Here is a 21,414-nt window from a genome sequence, read left to right on the forward strand (position 1 = left end):
ATGTCCAGCCCGACCCGTTCCGGTTTTCCGGATTTTATTGCACGGGCGCCGGGTTCGGTGTGGCGATGTTGAACCAGAACCCGAATGTATCGAGAAGCGACATCACTTCCTGCAATTTGGCGGGATCGCCCTCGACACTCACTTTCCCGGCCTGCACGGCTTCCTGCATCGTGGTCTGTTGCAATGTGATCGCGTCCAACGTTGCCCTGTCAAGCGTGATCGTCGTGTCCGCCTGATCGGATCGGGAGCCTTCGGAATGATTCAGCACGCCGTTTTCCAGTTCCAGAAGATAGGTCTTGTCCAGATCGGGAAACACGAAATTCAGGGTGATTTTCCTGCCGTCGGCCTTCGGATGATTCAGGCGTACGGCCATGTAGTCGAAATAGAGATCAAGGCTCATGGCGCGCAGGGTGTCGGGCGTGACAGCATTCGGCGCAGGCAATTCGGCGATGCCGTGCCGCAATTCCTTCGCAGCCGACAGGTAGAAGTTCCGCCAGACGCCTGATTCCGCCTGATAGCCCAGCTGTTCAAGCGTATCCGCCTGCAAATCCCTGGCGGCCTGATTCCCGGGATCGGCATAGACGACATTGTTGACCAGTTGCGCCACCCATCGGTAATCGCCCGCCTCATAGGCTTTGCGGCCATGTTCCAGCACCGCATCCGCGCCACCCATCACCTCGACATAGCGTTTCGCGGTCTCGACCGGGGGCAGGGGGTTCAGGTTCGCGGGATTGCCGTCGAACCAGCCCAGATACAGCATATAGGTCGCTTTGACATTGTGATTGAACGTCCCGTAATAGCCGCGGTTCGAGAAACTTTTCTCGATCGCGTCGGGCAGGTCGATCATCTCGGCGATTTCGGTCATCGTATAGCCGTGATTGGCCAGCCGCAGCGTCTCGTCATGGATGAAGCGGTACATGTCGCGTTGCAGTTTCAGATGCCTGACCGCCTTGGCATTGCCCCAGACCGGCCATTGATGCTGGTTATACAGGATCTCGACCTTGTCGCCCCAGCGATTTATGGCGGCGTTCAGGTATTTGGACCATTCAAGCGGATCGCGGACCTTCGCGCCGCGCAGGGTATAGGTGTTGTGCAGCATATGCGTCGCTGTCTCGGCCATGTTCAGAACCTTGAGTTCCGGCATGTAGAACACGAATTCCGACGGCGCTCCAGAGCCATTTGCCATCATGAATTCATAGACCTGACCGTCGATCGTCTCGCGATGCCCGTCCTTGCTGATGTAATCCGTGGGCGGGATCAGGGTGATCGTGCCGGCTGCAGTGGTGGTACCCAGCCCCGAGCCGACCTGCCCCCTGGGATCCGGGGGCAGCAGATTGCCGAATTGATAGCTGGCCCGTCGCGCCATGGCGTTGCCCGCAAGCACATTCTCGGCGATGGCATGTTCCATGAAGCCTTCGGGAGCGTAGATTTTCACCTTTCCCGCCGCCACATCGGCCTCATCCACCACGCCGCGCACACCGCCGAAATGATCGGCGTGGCTATGGGTGTAGATCACCGCCTTTACCGGTTTCTCGCCGCGATTGGCGTAATAGAGATCAAGCGCCGCCTTCGCTGTTTCCGCCGATACCAGAGGATCGACGACGGTGATACCCTTATCGCCCTCGATCACGGTCATGTTCGACAGGTCGTAATTGCGGATCTGATAGATCCCGCTGGCGACTTCGAACAGCCCGCCGATATTCACCAGTTGCGACTGTCGCCACAGGCTGGGATTTACCGTTGCGGGCGCATCGGCATTTTCTTGCAGGAAGTCGAATTTCGCCGGGTCCCAGATCGGCGCACCATTCGCGCCGGTAATCACGTCCCCGGGCAGCGGCGCGATAAAGCCGCGACGGGCGTTTTCAAAGGAACCCCGATCCTCGAATGGCAGGCTTTCGAGAACGGCGGCGTTGGCGGCCTGCGTTGCCCCGGTCGCGTCGTTCGCGTCTTGCGCCAATGCCGCGCCGGCCACGGTCAGCCCGAATGCTGCCGCGATGATATGCAATCTCATTTTACCTCCTGACCCGAAACATAACGGCGCGCTGTTTCCCGAACACCACGCTGCGTAATCTAGAAAAACCGCTGCAAGACGGCGGCAAAACTGGCCGCAAGCTGATCTTGCGTCTCCTCGCCCCGGTTCTGCATCAGATAGTGGAACAACCCGTCAAGTAACGCATAGCCGATCGCGGCGGCGCTGGTATCCTCGTGACCCGCCGCGCGCATTGCATCGGCCACCGTATCCACCAGCGCGGCCTCTATCTCGGCGACGACGGGGCGGAAGGCGGGCTCGAATATTGCCTGATTGCGGATATCGTACCACAGGCGATGCGTCGGCAAATCCTCGGTCATCGAGCGGACCAGTTCACCCGCAAGCGCCGCGATTACCGCATCCCGCCCCTGCGCCTGCGTCACCGAGCCCCGGACCCGGGCGATGAACTCGGCCTTGTAGAGCCGCACGCAATAGGTGATCAGCTCTGCCTTGTCCGTGAAGTAATAGGTCAGGCTGCCAAGGGACATGCCGGATTGCGCCGCGATGTCGCGCAATGTGGTATTGGCGTAGCCAAGCTGCTTCAGGGCGTCCAGCGTGCTGACGGCGATTTCGGTTTTCCGGGCTTCGCGCTTGGTTGCCTTGCGATTGGCGCGCTCTTCCAGCTTGGTGATCGGATCGGGGATATGTTGATTCATCGGTTCTCTTTTCGATTCAGCCCCGCAAAGCGTTCATGAAGATCTTTGGCAGTTTGGACCAGCCGGGACGATGCTGGAAGTCGACCAGAAGTTTGCCCAGCCGATCCTGACGCCGATTCGTGATGAACCATGGCGGGCGCGGCAACAGCGTCCGCCCGCCACTCAGCAGATTGCGCGGAAAGGGCCGGAACGGAGCCTCGATCACCGTCCGCTCGGTCTTTTCCAGCATCCTGCAATTATGCACGGTGCCAATGCCGCTTTGCACATCCTTAAGGCTGTGGCCGGGAAAGGCGCCCCAGGGACATGGCGCCAGCAAAAAGCCCAGCGCGGTCCATGCGTTGACAGCGATGGTGCCATAGCGCAGTTCCGCGATGATTTCCGTGAAGCGCCCGCGCCCGATGGAGCGAAGCGTTTTCGGATGGATCAGGATATTCGCGCCCAAAGTGCCGTGCAGCTGGTCATTGGCGTAGGCGACGGCGCGGCGCAGGAAATCCTCGGGATCCGAGGCAGCCAATCTGGTGCGCGACATGGCGGGGGCGAAAACTTCGGCCTCGCGGAAATAATCGGAATCGCCCGTCTCGGTCACGATCAGGGCGGGGGCATCGCCACGCGGCAGTTTTACGCGCTCGGACGATTTAGCCATGTAAATCTCCATCCGATCCACGGCGCCCGGATAATAGGCGGGACGGGCCGAGCGGGCAACGACCGCCTTGGCGGCCTCGAACAATGCCGGGCCAAGTTCCCAACCCCTTTGCGTGATGATGACCTGACATGCGATGCAGTTGAAACCGGAATTATGCAGTTTCTGCGTGACGATATGTTCGGCCTGAAAGCGGATATCGGCGCGGCTCCACGGTCCGGGCACGACGATTGTCGGGCAGACCGCGCCCAGTTCCGACGTGAAACGCCTGTTGTTGCGGGGCGTGCCGCTGGCGCGATTGCGCCTGCCCTCTTCGCCCGTGCCCCAGACGATGGCGTCATGCGTTGCCTGCGCACCGGTGATATGCATCTCTTCGACCAGCGGATGTTCGGTCAGATAGGCGCCGGTCGCGCCATCGCCGCTGACGATCCGCAGCGCGTTCCGCCGGATCAATGGCGCCAGCGCGGTTTTCAGGAACGGCGTCAGGTAATCGTTCACCGGGTTCATCTTGAGAATGCAGACCTGATTTTCGTTGAACAGCTTATGGAACACGTCCAGCGGCGCGATCGAGGCGATATTTCCGGCGCCCAGGATCAATGCCACTTTCCCTTGCCGTTCCGTGACCGGGATATCATAGGCAATCGCAGCATGAGCCGGCAGATTGGCATCGGTGACGCCCGGCTGCATCCAGATATCGGCGCTGACTCCGGACAGCAGCAGCCGGTCCCAGATCGAATGGGGCATGACTTTCAGGGCAAGCTGGCCATTGGGCAACTGGCGGCGCGGAAGATGGTTCAGGAATGCCTTGCCCTCTATTTTCGCAAGCGTCTGTGACAAGCCGTTGCAGGCGGACATCAGGGCATAGGGGCCGGAAAGCCATTCTTCACCCTCGAGGGGGCTGCCTTCGGGAAGCTGCTTGGCGCGTGACGCGGTCCTGGCCCATTCCTCGGCCACCAGCAGCAACGCGTCCTTGATCTCGGACAGGATCGCCTGCCGTTCGGCGACGGAGACCCGCGCCCAATCATGTTTGGCTGCATCCAGTTCCTGCAATGCGGTATCCAGCGTGGTATGATCGGTGAAGGCATGCGTGACATTCATTTTGCGCCCTCCGTCAGGATATGTCCGTATTCTTCGCGCAGCTTGTTCTTCTGTACCTTGCCCGTTGCGCCGATGGGCAGGCTGTCCACGAAGATCACCCGGTCGGGAACCTGCCATTTCGCCACCTTGCCGTCATAGCTGGCCAGCAATTCTGCCTCTTCCACGGCCGAGCCTTCGGCGCGGATGCAGATCAGCACCGGGCGTTCGTCCCATTTCGGATGACGGGCCGCGATCGCTGCGGCATTGCTGATACCGGGATGGGCGATGGCGATATTTTCCAGATCGACGGTGCTGATCCACTCGCCGCCCGATTTGATGATATCCTTGGCGCGGTCGCGGATGACCATATAGCCGTCGGGATCCAGCGTGGCGATATCGCCGGTATCGAACCAGCCGTCTTCGGTCAGGGCGTTTTCGCTTTTGCCGTAATAGCTTTCGACGATCCAATGCCCGCGGATTTGCAGATTGCCCTGACTTTCGCCGTCATTGGGCTGCAACCGCCCTGTTTCGCTGTCGGTCACCCGCAATTCGACTCCGAACAGGGGGCGTCCCTGGCCGTGGCGCAACCTGCGCTGTTCGTCCTGCGGCAGATCCAGATGCTTGTGCAGCAGCTTGTTCAGCGTGGCGACCGGGGCGGTTTCGGTCATTCCCCAGGCGTGGATCAGCTCGACCCCGTATTCCTCGCGGAAGGCATCGATCATAGAGGGGGGCAAAGCGGTGCCGCCGACAAAGGTCCGTTCGAGCAGAGGCAGTTTCCCGCCTGAAGAGCGCAGGGCCTGCAACAACCCCATCCAGATGGTCGGCACACCGAAGGCGACATTCACCTTCTCGTCGTTGATGAGGTTCATCAGGCTTTCGCCATCCAGCTTCGGCCCCGGCATGACCAGCCGCGCCCCGGCCATGGCGGCGATATAGGGGATACCCCATGCGTTGACGTGAAACATCGGAACCACCGGCAACAAAGAGTCCATGGCCGAGATGCAGGTGCCATCCGGCTGATTGGCCCCGAATGCATGCAGGACCAGCGAACGATGGGAATACTGCACCCCCTTGGGATTGCCCGTGGTGCCCGATGTGTAGCACAGCGCCGCGGCCGAACGCTCATCCAGATCCGGCCATTGGTAATCCGGATCGCCTTGTTCCAGAAGTTCGTCATAGAACAGCAGTCCCTCGATCATTCCGGCGGCCTCGTCGTCGCGCGGCCCCATCAGAACGGCATGTTTCACAGTTTTGAAATGCGGACATAATTTGGCGGCGGCGGGAAGGAAGGTGCGGTCGAAAAAGATCACCTCGTCGCCCGCATCATCGGCGATGAAGACCAACTGCTCGGGCGTCAGTCGCGGATTGATCGTATGGGTTACGCGACCGCCCGCGCCGACGCCGAAATATATTTCCAGATGGCGGCGGTTGTTCCATGCGATCGTGCCGCAGCGCGCACCCGCCGGGATCCCCAGCCTGTCCAGCGCCGAGGCCAGCCTGCGGGCATTGGCCTGGGTGGTGGCCCAGTCGCTTCGCGCGGTTCCGCCGGTTGTCTCGACCGAGACGATCTCGGTGCCGCCGTGATACCGGGCGGCATGGTCGATCAGGCTGCCCGTGGTCAGCGGCTGATACATCATCGTTCCACTCATGACATTTCCTCCCATTTTTCCCTGGTTTTATCCGGCCAGACCCATCCTGTCGCCCGCCGCTTCTGCAAGGATCATGTCCGCGGCCTTTTCGGCGATCATGATCGTCGGCCCGTTGGTATTGCCGCCGATCAGGGTCGGCATGATCGAGGCGTCGACCACGCGCAGCCCCATCATCCCGCGTACGCGCAGGCAGCTATCCACGACCGCCATATCGTCATGACCCATCTTACAGGTGCCGACCGGGTGATAGACGGTATCGGCGCGATTGCGGATCACCTGCTCCCATTCCTGATCGGTCATGTCGTCATGGAGGCCGAACAGTTCCTTGTGCCGATATTTCGCAAGCGCCGGGGATTCGAGGATCTTCCGCGTGTATTTTGCCCCCTTCACCAGCGTCTGAAGATCGCGCGCATCCGAGAGGAATTTCGGATCGATTCCCAGCGGGGCAAGCGGATCGCCGCTTTGCAGGAAGACTTCGCCCACGGAATGCGGCCGCAAGACGCAGATATGACATGAAAACCCATAGCCCCAGTGCAATGTCCTGGCATGATTGTCGACGATGGCGGCGACGAAATGGATCTGGCAGTCGGGCTTGTCGAGATCGGGTGAAGTCTTGAAGAACGCCGCCCCCTCGCCGATGGGTGAGGCAATCATGGAATCGCCGTTCCTGCGCCATTTCAGGGCTTTTTTCACCATCCGGGCGCCCGCGGTGAAACCGATGCCGAAATTGTCCTTGTCCTTCGATTTGTAGCCCATGATGAAATCGATATGGTCCTGCAGGTTCTGGCCGACACCCGGCAGTTCATGCACCGTTTCGATCCCGTGCTGGCGCAGATCGTCGGGACGGCCGACCCCCGACAGCATCAGGAGTTGCGGGGACCCGAATGCCCCGCCTGCCAGTATGACCTCGCGCCCGGCCCTGACCTCGTGGTCGGTCTTGCCCCGGCGATAGCGGATTCCCACGGCACGCTTGCCTTCGAACAGGATGCGCGTCGCCTGTGCACCGGTGACGACCGTCAGGTTCCCGCGCCGGCCCATGATCGGATGAAGGTAGCCGGCCGCAGCCGAGCAGCGCTCGCCCCGTTTCGGCCCGCTATGGAATTGCGTGACCTGAAAATAACCCGCGCCCTCATGATCGCCGTCGTTGAAATCGTCGCAGTAGCCAAGCTGGTTTTCCTGCGCCGCCTCGATGAATGCCGCTGTGATCGGGCGGGGGCAGCGCTGGTTCGAGACCTGCAAGGGGCCCTCGGCGCCATGCGCTGCCGTCTCGCCGCGCTCGTTATTTTCCGCACGGCGGAAATAGGGCAGCACGTCCTGCCATCCCCACCCCTCGTTCCCCAATTCCTGCCATTCGTCGTAATCGCTGGCATGGCCGCGAATATACAGCATCGCATTGATGGCGGACGATCCGCCAAGCGCCTTGCCACGGGGCTGATAGCCGATCCGGCCATTCAACCCCGGTTGCGGCACGGTGTTGAGCGCCCAGTTATTGATCTTGCCATATCCGGGCATCATGGCAACGACGCCGACCGGCGCACGCACGATCAGGCCGCGCCCCTCTCCGCCCGCTTCCAGAAGGCACACCCTGTTCTTCGGATCCGCGCTTAGCCGATTGGCCAGAGTCGCTCCGGCGGAACCGCCACCGACGATAACATAGTCATACTCCATAACCACCCCTGCCGATTTGATTGTTGCTTCTTGTTGAGTTAATGAATAACATAATTTCGTACGTTTGAACAATATAAATGTACGGAACAAATGATACGGAATTTTACGGAGGTTGAGATCTGTCGCTGCTCGACCCCTGAAATATCATTTTTCCAAGCTGTTACGGGTATTCCCGCGCCCGTCATCTTTTGCCGCTTCACAGCTGATGACCGCATATCGGCATAAGTAACGCTACGTCATTCGCCGCGATGCTGGACCGTTTCAGCCTCGCGCCCCTATCCTGAATACAGGAGGAGTCATGGCCCTATCCGCGCCCCGCAGGCATTTCGGCACGCATGAGGTTGGCAACCAGCCACCCAGCCGCGGCGACTGCGACCTGTGGCAGGGTGATATCGCCTTGCGCGATGCCGTCTTCCGCGAGGGCGGTCGGGCAGAGGTGATTGCTGCATATGGGAAGGCCATGGGCAGTGCCGGGATGCGGCAGGCCGGGCAGGACGCGAACCGGCACGGTCCGGAGTTGGTGCTTTTCGATCCGGGCGGGCGGCGGCTGGACGAGGTGCATTTCCATCCCGCATGGCACAGGCTGATGCAAACGAGTCTTGGGGCGGGTTATGCGGGTATCGCCTGGGACGGGACCGAAGGCGGCCATGTCACCCATGCCGCGATGGTCTATCTGGCCAGCCAGACCGAGCCGGGGCATTGCTGCCCGATGACCATGACCTATGCCGCATTTCCGGCATTGGCGGCGAATCCAAAGCTTGCGACGGTCTGGCAACCGCGTCTGAGCGCCCGCGACTACGATCCTTCGACCCGCCCGATCGCTGAAAAATCAGCCGCTACACTTGGCATGGCGATGACCGAAAAGCAGGGCGGCTCGGATCTGCGCAGCAATGCCACGAGCGCCGTCACCGAGGGTGATTATTACCGGCTGACCGGGCATAAATGGTTCTGCTCGGCGCCGATGTCGGACGGATTCCTGACGCTGGCGCAGGCTCCGGGCGGCCTGACCTGCTTTCTCGTGCCGCGCTGGCTGGAAGGTGAACGGAACGCCATCCATATCCAGCGGCTGAAGGACAAGCTGGGCAACCGTTCGAACGCATCGGCAGAGATCGAATATCACAATGCGATCGCTTATCGTCTGGGCGATGAAGGCGCGGGCGTGCGGACCATCATCGAGATGGTGCATCATACGCGGCTGGACACGGCCCTTGCCCCCGCCGGGTTGATGCGCGGGGCGCTGGTCGCCGCCCATCATTGGGCCATTCACCGTAGCGCGTTCCAGAAACGGCTGATCGATCAGCCGCTGATGCAGGCCGTCATGGCCGATCTTGTGCTTGATTGCGAAGGGGCGCTGGCGCTTGGAATGCGGGTGGCGCGGTCTTTCGACGGCACGGCCCCAGAGGACCGCGCCTTTGCGCGGATAGGCGTGGCGCTGGCCAAGTTTCTGGGCAATAAACGCTGCCCCGTCGTCACCTATGAGGCGATGGAGGTGCTGGGCGGTATGGGATATATCGAGGAAACCGGCCAGCCGCTTTATTACCGAGAGGCGCCGCTGAACGGCATATGGGAAGGTTCGGGCAATGTCATCTGCCTGGATATCCTGCGCACATTGGCCAGGGAACCTCTGGCGGCGGAATGCCTGCGGGCAGAGCTGGACGCGGCCACAGGCAGCGACCGGCGCTATGACGCGGCACTGAAAGCCCATGCCGAACGCTGGCCCGGCCTGCCGCCCGAGGGCGAGGCGAGATGGTTTGCCGAACGTACGGCGCTGCTGTTGACCGCTTCGGTCCTGATCCGGGCCGGCGTGGCGACAGTGTCCGACGCCTATGTCACGACCCGCATCGCGGGTGAGCGAGGTCATGTCTCCGGGGCGATGAGAGCGCCGGTCCCGCAGGAATTGCTTGATCGTATCTGACAGCGTTGCCAACGAATGACCACGTATGTGGATAACATTCGGTTAAACTATGTTGACGCTGGTGTAACAATTCGCCCTGACCGGCGAAGTGGCTGGCACTGATCCCGGGGCAGACTGCTTCGCCAGCGCTGTCCGGGTGCGCAATCGTGGAGACAATCAATGGCATATGCAACGGATCTATCGGGGATCTGCACGTCGCTCGGCGCGGCGGATATCGAGACCTGGAACCGTGTGGTAAATGGTATCCTCTCCCATGCGGAATCCACCGCGGCGGATCTGAATGCGGTGATCGGCAGGGATCCCGATTTCGCATTGGCACAGGCGGTCCGCGGGTTGTCCTGCCTGCTTCTTGGCCGCCGCGAGATGATCGCAGTCGCGCAAGAGGCATATCAGGCTGCGCTGGCCGCTGCGCGACGCCGGCCCCCGACCGCGCGAGAGGCGGGTTTCCTGCAGGCGCTTGCGCTTTGGCTTCGGGGCTCTCCGGTGGCCGCTGCAGAATGCCTGCAGCAGGTGCTGGACGATAACCCGCGTGACGCACTGGCCATGAAGATGGTGCAGGCGATCCAATTCGTGATGGGGCGGCCCGATCTCATGCGTCGCTCGGTCGAAACGATATTACCCCATTACGAGGGTCATTCCGCCAAAGGTTATGTGCTGGGCTGCCACGCCTTTGCACTTGAGGAAGCCGGCGAATATGCCCTTGCCGAACGGGCGGGGCAGCGGGCGGTCGAACTTGCGCCGGATGACGCATGGGGATTGCATGCGGTGACCCATGTTTTTGATATGACGGGCCGCGCGCAAGAGGGGCTTGACTGGCTGAACGGGCGCGAAGCCTCTTGGGCGCATTGTAATAATTTCCGCTTCCATGTCTGGTGGCATCAGGCCCTGATGCATCTGGATATCGGCGATTTCGATGCCGCGCTTGCGCTTTACGACAGCGAGATCCGGCGCGAGAAAACGGATGATTACCGTGACATCGCGAATGCGACCTCGCTTCTGGCCCGGCTCGAGATCGAGGGTGTCGATGTCGGTGATCGCTGGGAAGAAGTGGCCGAATTCTCTGAAAAGCGGGCTGGCGATGGCTGTCTGGCCTTTGCCGATCTGCATTATCTGCTTGGACTGATCGGTGGCGGGCGGGATCAGGCGGCGGCCCGCCTTGTCGGCAATATGGCCAGAGCGCGGCCTTCCGATGGCGATGCGAAGGCGATTATCTGTCGGAACGGGCATCATACCGCGCTTGGGCTGCATGCATATGCCAACGGGAACTACCGCATGGCCTGGCTTAATCTGCAAAAGGCGGTGCAGGAATTACAGGCGGTGGGCGGAAGTCATGCGCAGCGCGATGTCTTCTCCCGGATCGCGGTCGAGGCGGGGCTGCGCGCGGGATTTCTGGATGAAACCGAGAATCTGCTGAAGGAACGGACCCGGGCACATGCCGGGTGTCAGGACGGTTATACATTGCGCAGGCTGGAATTTCTGGCATCAGTCAGGGAGAATGCATATTCAGGCCACTCTGCCCGTGCCCGAGCCAAGGAGACCATATGAGCAATCCCGTTTCGAGCCCGCTTCCCGCGGCGAAACCTGCGCGGGATCCGCGTCTCGATTTCTTCCGGGGGCTGGGGATGTATATCATCCTGATCGCCCATATCAGCGGCAATCCCTGGACATTGTGGATCCCGGCGCGGTTCGGTTTCTCGGATGCGACAGAGATTTTCGTGTTCTGCTCGGGCATGGCGTCGGCGATCGCGTTCGGCGCGGTCTTCAGCAAGGCGGGTTGGGTGATGGGGGCGCTGCGGATCATGCATCGGGTCTGGCAGGTCTATTGGGCGCATATCGGCCTGTTCTTCGCGATCCTGCTTGCCATGATCGCATTGGATCTTACCGGCTGGTTCAACAAGGATTACGTGGGATCGCTGAACCTGTATCCGTTTCTCAACGATCCGGGGCCGAATCTGGTCGGGCTGATGACGCTGACCTATGTGCCGAATTATTTCGACATCCTGCCGATGTATCTGGTGATCCTTGCGATGCTGCCGCTGGTCATGGGGCTGGCCGGGCTTCACCCCAACCTTGCCATGGGCTTCTGCGTCATCCTGTGGTTGACGGCAAGCGTCACCGGATTTGGCTTTCCGGCCGAATATTGGTTCAGCAGCGGAAGTTCCCGGCAATGGTTCTTCAATCCGCTGACATGGCAACTGGTTTTCTTCACCGGCTTTGCCTTCATGCTGGGCTGGCTGCCCGCGCCTCCGGTCAATCGCGGGTTGATCATTCTTGCCGTCGTGATCGTTCTGGCAACCATCCCCTTTGCATGGTTCAGGATTTACCGCGAATTCGAATTCATCCGGGAATGGCGGGATGAATGGAACTTCCTGATCACAAAGACGGATTTCGGCATCCTGCGTTATGTTCATTTCCTGAGTCTCGCCTATCTGGCCTGGATCGCGGCGGGGCCGAACGGATCCTGGCTGCATGGCGGCGTGACCTGGACCGCAATCGTGGGTGTCATCCGCAAGGTCGGGCAGCAATCGCTGGCAGTATTCATGACATCGATGCTGCTTGCCCGGCTTCTGGGCGTGCTGTTCGACGAGTTCGGTCGCGGCCTGTTCATGGCGGCATTCGTCAATCTGACTGGCATGGCAATCATCACCGGCGTTGCTTATTTCGTCTCTTATATCAAGCGTCAGCCGTGGCGGCAGCCGGTCCGACCTGCCGCGGATGTGACGGAACATTCCCCGATTTCCGGAGTTCGAAGTTTTTAGTGTAGGGAATAATTCGATGGACAGACGGAAGGTGTTGTCGTCAGCGGCATTGGCCGCATTGACCGGTTTTCTGGGGTTTCCTGTTCGGGCGGAAGAGCATCCCCCCGTCGCGTTGGGAGAGCCGGTGCCTTTCGGTCCCGAAACCCTGCGCGACAAGGCTCAGGAACTGGCCTCACGTCTCTACGTCCCGGCATCCGCCGTGCCTGCTGAATGGCGAAAACTCAACTATGACCAGTATCGCAGCATCTGGTTCGATGAACGTCACGCGCTTTGGCGCAAAAGTGATCGCCCGGCCGAAGTGGATTTCTTTCCAGCGGGTTACCTGTTCAACCGTCCCGTGCAGATCAATATCGTCGAAGAGGGGCAATCGCGCCCGGCGCTGTTCGATCTTGAGGTTTTCGACAAGACCGACAAGTTTCCCGATCTTCCGGCCGAAGGAATGGGCTTTTCGGGCTTTCGCCTGCGCGGAGAACTGGAAAAGCGCGGGGTGTTTCAGGAATATACCGTTTTTCAGGGCGCAACCTATTTTCGCGCGCTTGCACGTGGGCAGGTTTACGGCCTGTCCGCGCGTGGCCTTGCGCTTGGCACCGGTAGTCCGGGGGGCGAAGAATTTCCCGGCTTCCGCGAATTCTGGATCGAGGCCCCCGCGCCCGGAGCCCCGGATATCGTGGTTCATGCATTGCTGGACAGCCCCAGTGTCGCGGGGGCTTACCGTTTCCGGATCACGCCTGGCGTGACGACCCTGATGGAGGTGGAATCCGTGCTGTTCCCGCGCATCGACCTGTCCGAGGCGGGGATCGCGGCCGGCACCTCGATGTTTCTGTTCGATGAAACCAACCGCGCGCGTTTCGACGATTTCCGCGATGCGGTTCACGACAGTGACGGGCTTTTGATGCTGAATGGCGCCGGAGAGCAGATCTGGAGGCCGCTGGCCAACCCCAGGCGGCTTGGCATCAGCTATTTCGTGGATAGCGGAACGCGCGGCTTCGGCCTGATGCAGCGGGCGCGCCACAGTCGTGATTTCGGCGATCTCGAAGCACATTACGAACGCCGTCCGTCGCTATGGGTCGAGCCGCAAGGTTCCTGGGGGCCGGGTTCCGTCATTCTGGTCGAGATTCCCGCGGACAAGGAAATTTACGACAATATCGTGGCTTTCTGGCGCCCCGCCGCGCCGCTCCGTGCCGGGCAAGAGCATCGCTTTGCCTACCGGCTGTATTGGGGAAGCGCCGCGCCGATCGATGGCGCGGTGGCGCAGATCGAGAATACACGCTCGGGCCTGCGGGTATTCGAGAAGGGGCGGATATTCACTATAGATTACGCCAAACATGTGGCGCTTGGCAACGATCCCTCGAAAATCGAGGCACGGGTTCTGACCCGCACAGGAGAGATCCGGAATCCCACGGTTCAGTTCAACCCGGTAACAGGGGGCATGCGGCTGGCTTTCACGCTGGACGCGCCGGACGGAAGCCGTCCCGAAATGCGTGCGGAACTGCGTCGTGACGATGTTCGGGTCAGCGAAGTCTGGCTTTATCGCTGGAATGACTGAGATGGCCCGCCCCGGCAGGATGGGAAGCTGCATGACGATCTGTTTCCGGGCCATGTTGCTGTTCATGCTTGCCGGGCTGCTGCCGGATGCCGCGCATGCGGAATGCGCGGATGCAGCGGAGCCGTGCCGCCTTGAAGGCGGGCGGGAAGACGGAACCTATCATCTTGCCGTTCCGGATGAGGAATCCGTGCCGGACGGTCTTCCGACCGTGATCTTTCTGCATGGATGGGGAAGCGATGGCGCGTCGGTCATGCAGAACCGGGAACTGATGGATGCGCTGGTCGGGCGTGGCTATGCGGTGATCGCGCCTGACGGATCACCGCGCCCCGAGCGTAACGGTCGAAGCTGGCAGTTTCATCCTGAACGGCGCGAGGGCCGTGACGAGGCGGCCTTTCTGCGTGCGGTGGCGGATGACGCCGCAAAGCGGTTCAGGCTGGATCGGGAACGGATGCTTCTGGGCGGGTTTTCCATCGGTGGATCGATGGTGAGTTACGTCGCCTGCGAGTCCCCTGAAAGTTTCAGTGCATATGCGCCTGTGGCCGGCAGTTTCTGGGATCCGCTGCCCGATAGCTGCAAGGCACCTGTCCGGTTGTATCACACTCATGGCTGGTCCGACGGCACCGTGCCGCTTGAAGGCCGTGCCGTCGAAAACGGTCAGATGGTTCAGGGCGATGTATTCGCGGCAATGCGGATCTGGCGGGCGACGAATGGATGCAGGGGCGAAAATCCGTCCGGTTTCCGACAGAGCGGCGATTTCCTGATCCGGAATTGGGATTGCGATTCCGCCTTCCCGCTGACATTCGCGCTGCACCCGGGCGGACATATCGTCCCGCAAGGCTGGGCCGGGCTTGTTCTGGACTGGTACGAAGCTTCCGCACGGTAACGCTTCCGCGACACGCCGCCCCTTTGTCGGGTGTATTCGCCAGGAAGCAATTCGATCATTCGGCGTTGCGCAGCGCGTCAATCTGCGAGGCGGCGATCGTGGTTCCGTTGGCAAGGATCAGTTCGGTGCCCGTCTCTACCTTGCGGACGCCTTCGATCCGGGCATAGGCGCCGACCTCGGACTGGGCGATCACATTGCCGTTCAGAATACTTTCGATCCGGAAATAATAATGATCGTCAGGCAGTTTCTCGCCCTGCGTATCCCGCCCGAACCAGTCGATCTGCCCGGAGCCGGAACCGATGCGCTCCCGCGCGATCTCCAATCCCGCCGAATTATAGGTGATCAGCTCGACATCATCGGCAAGCGATACCGGCTCGATCTCAAGCGTCAAAGGCTCGTTGCCGAACCAGATCGGAGCGGTGGTTCGCGCCTCTTTCCCGATCCAACCGGCAGCCTGTCCCAGTTCATTGGCGCCAAGTGCCGTCATCATCTGGCCCAGAAGCTTGTTGGTATATGCCTGCTGTTCGACCCCCGAAAAGGTCGCAAGCTGCGCGGCGAATTCATGGCCTTCCAGCGGATTGAGCGGGTCCTGATGCTGAAGCTGCGTGGTCAGCAGGGCAAGAAACGTGTCGAAATCCGCCCCCGCGCCAATTACCGGCTCATCCGTTGTGGTGGCGGTCGCCGTGCTGGCGGTGGTCTGTCCTGCAGCGGTTATCATTTTTCCATGACCTCACATTCTGACATCGATCCGGCGTGTCCCGGACGCGATTGGTGTTTCGGGAGCAAGCGAACCGCCGGTGATCGGCCCGGCGCTGGCATGGGACGGATTATCTTCGTTCCCGGACGGCTGGTCGCCATTCATCTGGTCGGCATCGCCGCGCTGCCTGTGATCCTGAAAGCTTAGCGTGGCGTCCGGCATCCCTTCTTCGCTGAATTGCTGCATCAGCAGATCGGCATTGCGCCGAAGCTGTTCGAGTATCTCGGGCCGTTCTGCCCAGATTGCCAGATGCGGAGCGCGTTCATGACCGGTCAGGATCATGCGCACCTTGCCCAGTTCTTCGGGCGACAAGGTGATCTCGACGGAGTCATTGCGGGTCGTGACGACGGCATCCGCGATCTGACGAATGACCGAGGGCGTGTTGGGCGATGTTCCCCGGGCTTCCACCTGCGGCGATATTCCCGTATTGGCCGAAAGCCCGTCACCGGGTGTAAGACGCGGCGGATTTCCAAGCGCATCGCCCTGAAATTCGAAATTTCCCGGCATTGCCGCGGCACCGGACGCCGGTTCAATTGGCAATGTGGGGGCGCTGCCGACAGGAGGTAAAGGAGTATGCGCCTGAGAAGGGGCGCCGGTCGGCCTGATATTCTCGGAACTGGGCGAGGCGAATTCCGCAGGGATATTCCGAGGCGCTTGCGCAAGGATGGTATCGCGATCCTTTGGTTTCGGATGGCGAGAGATTCCCGTTGCCGTCACGGTCCCCGGCGGCGGGTCCTTTGCTTTCGGCACAAGGGATGCGGCTTCATCCGCCGGCGGTGTCGCGATCCGGGCCGCAGCATTGTCCGGTGCGCGGGGTTGCGCGCCCTCGGCGGCAATCGCGGGAAGATGGTCTGTTGCGACACCGGCACTCCGAGCCTGAAATTGTTTCAAATGCAAGGTATTTCCATCCTGCATATCGGCTGTTGGCTGCGGTTCTTCCCACTGTCCGGATGGGTTTTCCGGTAACGAATGCATGCCTGACGGGGCAGGTATTGCCGTGGCAATTCCGGTGAGGGCCGCGATCATATCGGTAATCGGGTCGGTTTCCGGCAGATCCCCGGCTGCGCGTGCCGCAGCGTCTGGCAAGGCGGGAAGATCATCGCCGGAATCCGCCGGAAGCCCAAGAAGCTGATCGGAAAACGCCATGTCTTCGCCCGGTATCACCGACGCTATCGACGCGTCGGGAAGCGATGCATCGAAGGGCGATGCCGGGATACTGCCCGAAACGGCGGTCATGTTCAGAAGCGCGTTGAGATCCATCGGCAGCAATCCCGAAATCGAAAGGTGGTTCGGATCTTCTACAGCCCGGTTCTTACCAATTGTTTACCCGGAGGCGCTAAAAGCGGATTCGTCGGTTATGCGAGGATGGCGAAATGGAAATCGCTTCAATTGGCGCTGGAATTCAGGGCAGGGTCAATCCGCCGGTTCTTCAGGACCGGATCGAACAGGCATTTCTTGAGGAAATGTTGAAATATGTCAGACCTCCATCCCATCAGGAAGGGTTTGGTGGCGGGCATGGGGAAGAGCAGTTTTCCAGCTTCATGAATCGCGAATATGCCGCGCTTCTGGCCGCCCGCCTTGATCTGGCCCTCGGACCCCTGGAATGAGCGCGTTGATCACCCGCCTGAAGGCGGCCCGCGCCGCTGTCGTCAGGGGTGACGCGGCAGAAGCATTGGAAGAAATCGAACGTTTTGCGGTGACGGCGGAACAAGCGCCGCCAGAGGATGACGATATCAGGGAGCAGGTCCGGGCCGCCCTGACAGAACTTCAGAATCTGGCTCAGGCCGCGATGGAGGGTGCGAAATCCGCGTCCGAACAGATACGCGAAATTGTTCAGTCCGCCCGGACGCTTCAGACTTATGACGATTCGGGGCGGCGATGCGTCACCAGAACGGTGGCCAGAATGCCGCGAAGATTCTGACGGCAGTCCCGCGGCGGACCGGCTTCGGGCAAATTGCCGGATATGTCATGTTGCGGGTTGTATTGGGTAATTGGTCTTTTCATAATCCATTCGCGGTCATGGTGATATGCCGATTTCTGCCGAAGGATTGAAATGAACGCTTCTGACCAGAACGAAACGACGGAACGGCCGCACAGGACACTTCGGGACGAAGAGCCCTATGTGCTTTTCGCACAGCTTGAACGATTGTCCGAACTGGTCAAGCTGAGGCCGCGCGAAAACGAGGATGGTCTGCGTTTTCTTGCCCGGCTGCGGGCTTCGACGACGCCGGAAGAGGCGGTGACATTCACCGCTTTCGCGGCATTGCCCACGAACGCGGCAGGCTGGGGTTATGAATGTCTGCGGCTGATGGCTGATCATCTGCATCCGCAGGAACGCCCGATGATGCAGCAGATCGCCGCCTGGCTGTCGAACCCGACGATCCGGATGCGCCATGAGATCATGAAAGAGGCGCTGTGGGCGCCGGCGCGGGGGCCCTCGGTTCTGCTGGGGCTTGCGGTCGGCTGGTCCACGGGCAGACCGGCGCCGAACGATCCCGAGCCTGCGCCGGTTCATAAAGCCCCGGTCGCGATAAACAGCGCGGTTCTGTCATGTCTCGCGCGGGTTCCCTTGTCGCAGCGCTCGGTTTACCTTGCGCGGATTCTCGACATGGCCGAATCCCTTTTCCGCGCGTATTGATGTGACATGACCCTGACCCTGCAGATAGAGAATTTCCAAGTCCTCGATGATGGCGGCCCGGTCAGTATCGTTGTGCCCGAAACCGGAATTCAGGTGGGGCGCCGTCAGGGTATGGACTGGGTGCTGCCGGATGCGAGCCGCTATATCTCGGGACACCATTTCGATGTCAGTTTCGACGGTCAGCAATGGTGGCTGCGGGATGTGTCGACCAACGGGACATTCCTGCAGGGACACCGGCACCGGCTGGACGGCGCGCATGCACTGCGGAATGGCGACCGCTTTCAGGTCGGGCATTACATCGTCGTCGCGCTGTTCGACATGCCGCAGAACGCGGTTGCGATCTCGCCCAATTCCCTGCCCGAACACCGGGTCGACAAGCCGGTTTTCGAGGAGCCGGGCGATGATCCCTGGGCCGTGGGCGGGGATATTCCTCCGCCGATCGACCTGCCAATCGGGGAAGACGCACGTCGCCAAAGCGATTTCAGCGATGATTTTCTTGCTTTTCCGGCCGATATCCAGCCCCCTTCCGCCGAAACCCCGCCGCCTTCGGCCGTGCCGCCGCAATCCGGCGGCAAAGCGCCGCAACCGGTAGCTCCTGCGGCTCCACCGGCTCCTCCGCCCGCGCCGGTTGATCAGTCGGCCTTCGTCCGCGCCTTTTGCGAAGGGGCGGGAATAGATGTCTCGCTTGCCGCAGAAGTTGCGCCAGATATGCTGGGCCGCGCATTGGGCGAGACGATGCGCGCCTCGGCGTCGCAACTCATGACCGCGCTGCAGGACCGGGCCTCGGCGCGGCATTTCACCCGCGGCGGCGAACGGACGATGCGGGGTGCGACCGATAACAATCCGCTCAAGTTCCTGCCGGATGCTGAACAGGCGATAGAGGCGCTGTTCCTGCGTCCCCGCGCCGGTTTCCTGACCGGGGCCGCCGGTTTCGATGAGGCACTGGGCGATCTGCGCCGCCATCAGGGCGCATTATTCGCCGCGCTTCAGCCCGCCCTGATCGAGTTGTTGCAGGATCTGGAACCGACGCGGATCGAGACCGAGGTCAAAGGCGGCGCCCTTGGCGGCCGCAAATCGCGGGCATGGGATGCATATGTGCAACGCTGGGACGCCAAGACCGCCAGCGAGAACGGTATTCTGGACGAATTCATCCGGCTTTTCGCGGCCTCTTATCGGAAAGCCGATGAGCAGGGCGGCCAGGGTCGGAGCTAGGCTGCCCAAGGGAAAAGGAGAACTGCATTGGCATCTGTCAATCTGCTGGAGCCCATCTTGGAAGAAGACCCCTGCGGGCCGGATCTGGAACAGGAAGACGATCCCGAATTCGTCGAATATTATTTCGAAGCCGAAGCGCGGATGCCCGAGCGTTATTTTACGCCGGGAAACGAGCAGAACGGCATGGAGGATCAGCTTTTCGACGCGCGGAAGGAATTCGATCTGCCCGTCGAGAAAGCCACGATCGGCAGGCTGCTGGGCCGCAGCCGCGACCTGCGATTGATGAGCTTGCTGGCACGGTTCCAGATTCTCGGCGGCTCGTTGGGCGAATTTGCGGATACGATCGAGGATATCGCCGCAATGATGGCGCAATGGCCCGATGATCTGCATCCCCGGCTTGATCGTGGCGCGGGCGAAAGGCGGGCGACGCTAGAGGCACTGAATCATCAGCCCACGGTCGTGATGCCGCTTCTGCACCTGTCGATCGTCGCCAACGGCGACGTTACGCTGCGCAGGCATATGGTCGCGGGCGGCAAGGTCGAACCCCGCAAATCCGAACAGGACATCGCCGGAAGCGATCTTCTGGGGCCTTTGCGGGCCGAAGGCAACAGGCGTGTGGTCGAGACTGCGAATGATCACCTGACCCGTATCGCCGATGCATTGCATCGCATAGCCGGACTTGCCTCATCGCATCCGTCCAGGGCCTTTACGCCCGATCTTGCCGCGCTGAGAACGGCGATTGCCGATATGCAGGCGATGATCGTCTCGGCCCGCCCCGATCTTCGCGTCTGGTCGCCAGCCAATGCGGCGGCGGTGGAGGCAGGGACCGGCGATCCGGCCGTGACAGAAGCCCCGGCGGCGGGTGTCAGCCCTGCCGGACAACCCGCTTTGCCACCGAAAACCACCGCCGGGGCGGTTCCGACCATCCCCAACCGGGCGACTGGCGCCGCCGCGCTTGATGCCGCGAAAGCATGGCTTGCGGCGAACGAACCGTCTTCGCCTGCGCTTGTCCTGGTGACCCAGGCCCGGCTTCTGGTCGGCGCGCCGCTGGTCGAGGCGATCGAGGTTCTGATGCCGGGTCAGGCAGGCAATGTCATGCTGAATATCGGACAGGGCAGCGGGTTCAGCCTGCCGATGGCGCGGCTGAAGGAACTGACGCAATCGGGGCTGGATCAGGACAGGAACGGCACGGGTCAGCCCGCGGCGCTTCCCCCGATTGCCCGGCGCGGCGATCTTATCGGGCATTTATTGGGTGTAGAGGGGTATTTCTCGGCGCAGGAGCCGGCCAGCCCAATTCCTCTTTTACTTGTCAAAGCGCGTGAAATGCTGGAAAAGAGATTTGACGCGATTATGGCCGAACTACTTGTTGCGCCAGTGAAAGAAGGTTAGTTTTCCTGATGAGTTCGCATTGACACTGCGTCTTAATGACGTTTCTGTTATCCCGCAGCGAAGGGGTTGGTACAAATGGCATCCGATAAATCAACAGATTTCCTGAAGCGCAACCGCCCCCCGCGGGTGAATATTTCATACGAAGATCCTTACGATTCCGAAAAAATGGTGGAATTGCCCTTTGTCATGGGGGTGATGTCCGATCTGTCCGGCAACGCGTCGGAAGTTGAAAAACCCGATATCGAAGATCGTGACTTTACTGATGTCACCGGAACAACCCTGGACGATTATATGAAAAGCGTCGCGCCGGCGGTTTCGTTCAATGTGGAAAACAAGATGGGTGGCGGCGACCGTCTGGGCGTCACGCTGAAATTCGAAAGCATGGACGATTTCAACCCGGCGAAGGTCGCGGCGCAAATCCCGGCGCTGAAGAAACTTCTGGAGGCCCGTCAGCATCTGGCCAATCTCCAGCGTTACATGAATTCGAAGCCCAAGGCTCAGGAACAGCTTCGCAAATTGCTGAATGACCCCGAATTGATGGCCGCGCTTGCAGAGCGTGAATCCCAGAAAGACAACCCTGAAGAGGACGGCTGATC

The 21,414-nt window shown here is 60.8% G+C and carries 18 protein-coding genes; 11 read left to right on the top strand and 7 right to left on the bottom strand.

Features of this window, described 5'->3' with window-relative positions:
• Positions 1–34: 34 nt before the first annotated feature.
• From Q0601_RS11880 to Q0601_RS11900, 5 genes are read right to left on the bottom strand one after another with little or no spacing between them, the layout of a single operon-like run.
• Positions 35–2,011 carry an alkyl/aryl-sulfatase gene (locus Q0601_RS11880; RefSeq protein WP_305290043.1) on the bottom strand — a complete coding sequence of 659 codons (1,977 nt, stop codon included), beginning with the start codon at positions 2,009–2,011 and terminating at the stop codon, positions 35–37.
• Between the two features lie 59 nt (positions 2,012–2,070).
• A complete protein-coding gene (locus Q0601_RS11885; protein ID WP_305290044.1) occupies positions 2,071–2,685 on the bottom strand; it encodes a TetR/AcrR family transcriptional regulator in 615 nt (204 codons plus the stop codon).
• Between the two features lie 16 nt (positions 2,686–2,701).
• Positions 2,702–4,423, bottom strand: a complete 1,722-nt coding sequence (locus tag Q0601_RS11890; RefSeq protein ID WP_305290045.1) for an aldehyde dehydrogenase family protein — start codon at positions 4,421–4,423, stop codon at positions 2,702–2,704.
• Positions 4,420–6,051 carry a long-chain-fatty-acid--CoA ligase gene (locus Q0601_RS11895; RefSeq protein WP_305290046.1) on the bottom strand — a complete coding sequence of 544 codons (1,632 nt, stop codon included), beginning with the start codon at positions 6,049–6,051 and terminating at the stop codon, positions 4,420–4,422. The genes Q0601_RS11890 and Q0601_RS11895 overlap by 4 nt, the downstream gene beginning before the upstream one ends.
• A 27-nt stretch (positions 6,052–6,078) precedes the next feature.
• Complete coding sequence (locus tag Q0601_RS11900; protein ID WP_305290047.1) at positions 6,079–7,719, bottom strand: GMC family oxidoreductase; 1,641 nt, start codon at positions 7,717–7,719, stop codon at positions 6,079–6,081.
• A 298-nt stretch (positions 7,720–8,017) separates the two neighbouring features.
• Between Q0601_RS11900 and Q0601_RS11905 the strand changes: the two genes are divergently transcribed.
• The 5 genes from Q0601_RS11905 to Q0601_RS11925 all read left to right on the top strand — a co-directional run bounded on the left by Q0601_RS11905 (position 8,018) and on the right by Q0601_RS11925 (position 14,822).
• On the top strand, positions 8,018–9,634 hold the full coding sequence (locus Q0601_RS11905) for an acyl-CoA dehydrogenase family protein (RefSeq protein WP_305290048.1): 1,617 nt from the start codon (positions 8,018–8,020) through the stop codon (positions 9,632–9,634).
• A gap of 159 nt (positions 9,635–9,793) precedes the next feature.
• Positions 9,794–11,179 (top strand): tetratricopeptide repeat protein, encoded by a 1,386-nt coding sequence (locus tag Q0601_RS11910; RefSeq protein WP_305290049.1) that lies wholly within the window; start codon positions 9,794–9,796, stop codon positions 11,177–11,179.
• Positions 11,176–12,393 (top strand): OpgC family protein, encoded by a 1,218-nt coding sequence (locus Q0601_RS11915; protein WP_305290050.1) that lies wholly within the window; start codon positions 11,176–11,178, stop codon positions 12,391–12,393. The genes Q0601_RS11910 and Q0601_RS11915 overlap by 4 nt, the downstream gene beginning before the upstream one ends.
• A 16-nt stretch (positions 12,394–12,409) precedes the next feature.
• On the top strand, positions 12,410–13,939 hold the full coding sequence (locus tag Q0601_RS11920; RefSeq protein ID WP_305290051.1) for an OpgD/OpgG family glucan biosynthesis protein: 1,530 nt from the start codon (positions 12,410–12,412) through the stop codon (positions 13,937–13,939).
• 31 nt (positions 13,940–13,970) lie between these two features.
• Positions 13,971–14,822: a CE1 family esterase gene (locus Q0601_RS11925; RefSeq protein WP_305290052.1), complete on the top strand. Its 852-nt coding sequence runs from the start codon at positions 13,971–13,973 to the stop codon at positions 14,820–14,822.
• Positions 14,823–14,877: 55 nt separating this feature from the next.
• On the opposite strand, the gene Q0601_RS11930 is transcribed toward Q0601_RS11925, so the two are convergent.
• Together Q0601_RS11930 and Q0601_RS11935 are read right to left on the bottom strand one after the other, a co-directional pair.
• Entirely contained in the window at positions 14,878–15,540 is a 663-nt protein-coding gene (locus Q0601_RS11930; protein WP_305290053.1) for a flagellar hook capping FlgD N-terminal domain-containing protein, read from the bottom strand.
• 12 nt (positions 15,541–15,552) lie between these two features.
• A complete protein-coding gene (locus Q0601_RS11935; protein WP_305290054.1) occupies positions 15,553–16,839 on the bottom strand; it encodes a flagellar hook-length control protein FliK in 1,287 nt (428 codons plus the stop codon).
• Between the two features lie 113 nt (positions 16,840–16,952).
• Here Q0601_RS11935 and Q0601_RS11940 point away from each other — a divergent pair, with 113 nt between their 5' ends.
• The 6 genes from Q0601_RS11940 (at position 16,953) to tssB (ending at position 21,412) form a co-directional block, all read left to right on the top strand.
• Positions 16,953–17,186: a hypothetical protein gene (locus Q0601_RS11940; RefSeq protein WP_305290055.1), complete on the top strand. Its 234-nt coding sequence runs from the start codon at positions 16,953–16,955 to the stop codon at positions 17,184–17,186.
• Positions 17,183–17,500 carry a hypothetical protein gene (locus Q0601_RS11945; RefSeq protein ID WP_305290056.1) on the top strand — a complete coding sequence of 106 codons (318 nt, stop codon included), beginning with the start codon at positions 17,183–17,185 and terminating at the stop codon, positions 17,498–17,500. Before Q0601_RS11940 ends, Q0601_RS11945 begins: the two co-directional genes overlap by 4 nt.
• 132 nt (positions 17,501–17,632) lie before the next feature.
• Complete coding sequence (locus Q0601_RS11950; protein ID WP_305290057.1) at positions 17,633–18,217, top strand: DUF6931 family protein; 585 nt, start codon at positions 17,633–17,635, stop codon at positions 18,215–18,217.
• 6 nt (positions 18,218–18,223) lie between these two features.
• On the top strand, positions 18,224–19,429 hold the full coding sequence (tagH, locus tag Q0601_RS11955) for a type VI secretion system-associated FHA domain protein TagH (protein WP_305290058.1): 1,206 nt from the start codon (positions 18,224–18,226) through the stop codon (positions 19,427–19,429).
• Between the two features lie 27 nt (positions 19,430–19,456).
• Positions 19,457–20,818, top strand: a complete 1,362-nt coding sequence (locus Q0601_RS11960) for a type VI secretion system protein TssA (protein ID WP_305290059.1) — start codon at positions 19,457–19,459, stop codon at positions 20,816–20,818.
• 75 nt (positions 20,819–20,893) lie between these two features.
• A complete protein-coding gene (gene tssB, locus Q0601_RS11965; protein ID WP_305290060.1) occupies positions 20,894–21,412 on the top strand; it encodes a type VI secretion system contractile sheath small subunit in 519 nt (172 codons plus the stop codon).
• The last annotated feature ends 2 nt before the right edge of the window (positions 21,413–21,414 follow it).

It is taken from the genome of Paracoccus wurundjeri, assembly GCF_030678915.1.
Taxonomy (GTDB): domain Bacteria; phylum Pseudomonadota; class Alphaproteobacteria; order Rhodobacterales; family Rhodobacteraceae; genus Paracoccus; species Paracoccus onubensis_A.

Bases quoted from the DNA above. Each gene is read 5' to 3' on its own strand.
- Q0601_RS11880 (WP_305290043.1), bottom strand. From the start codon at position 2,011: ATGAGATTGCATATCATCGCGGCAGCATTCGGGCTGACCGTGGCCGGC.
- Q0601_RS11885 (WP_305290044.1), bottom strand. From the start codon at position 2,685: ATGAATCAACATATCCCCGATCCGATCACCAAGCTGGAAGAGCGCGCC.
- Q0601_RS11890 (WP_305290045.1), bottom strand. From the start codon at position 4,423: ATGAATGTCACGCATGCCTTCACCGATCATACCACGCTGGATACCGCA.
- Q0601_RS11895 (WP_305290046.1), bottom strand. From the start codon at position 6,051: ATGAGTGGAACGATGATGTATCAGCCGCTGACCACGGGCAGCCTGATC.
- Q0601_RS11900 (WP_305290047.1), bottom strand. From the start codon at position 7,719: ATGGAGTATGACTATGTTATCGTCGGTGGCGGTTCCGCCGGAGCGACT.
- Q0601_RS11905 (WP_305290048.1), top strand. From the start codon at position 8,018: ATGGCCCTATCCGCGCCCCGCAGGCATTTCGGCACGCATGAGGTTGGC.
- Q0601_RS11910 (WP_305290049.1), top strand. From the start codon at position 9,794: ATGGCATATGCAACGGATCTATCGGGGATCTGCACGTCGCTCGGCGCG.
- Q0601_RS11915 (WP_305290050.1), top strand. From the start codon at position 11,176: ATGAGCAATCCCGTTTCGAGCCCGCTTCCCGCGGCGAAACCTGCGCGG.
- Q0601_RS11920 (WP_305290051.1), top strand. From the start codon at position 12,410: ATGGACAGACGGAAGGTGTTGTCGTCAGCGGCATTGGCCGCATTGACC.
- Q0601_RS11925 (WP_305290052.1), top strand. From the start codon at position 13,971: ATGACGATCTGTTTCCGGGCCATGTTGCTGTTCATGCTTGCCGGGCTG.
- Q0601_RS11930 (WP_305290053.1), bottom strand. From the start codon at position 15,540: ATGATAACCGCTGCAGGACAGACCACCGCCAGCACGGCGACCGCCACC.
- Q0601_RS11935 (WP_305290054.1), bottom strand. From the start codon at position 16,839: ATGGATCTCAACGCGCTTCTGAACATGACCGCCGTTTCGGGCAGTATC.
- Q0601_RS11940 (WP_305290055.1), top strand. From the start codon at position 16,953: ATGGAAATCGCTTCAATTGGCGCTGGAATTCAGGGCAGGGTCAATCCG.
- Q0601_RS11945 (WP_305290056.1), top strand. From the start codon at position 17,183: ATGAGCGCGTTGATCACCCGCCTGAAGGCGGCCCGCGCCGCTGTCGTC.
- Q0601_RS11950 (WP_305290057.1), top strand. From the start codon at position 17,633: ATGAACGCTTCTGACCAGAACGAAACGACGGAACGGCCGCACAGGACA.
- tagH (WP_305290058.1), top strand. From the start codon at position 18,224: ATGACCCTGACCCTGCAGATAGAGAATTTCCAAGTCCTCGATGATGGC.
- tssB (WP_305290060.1), top strand. From the start codon at position 20,894: ATGGCATCCGATAAATCAACAGATTTCCTGAAGCGCAACCGCCCCCCG.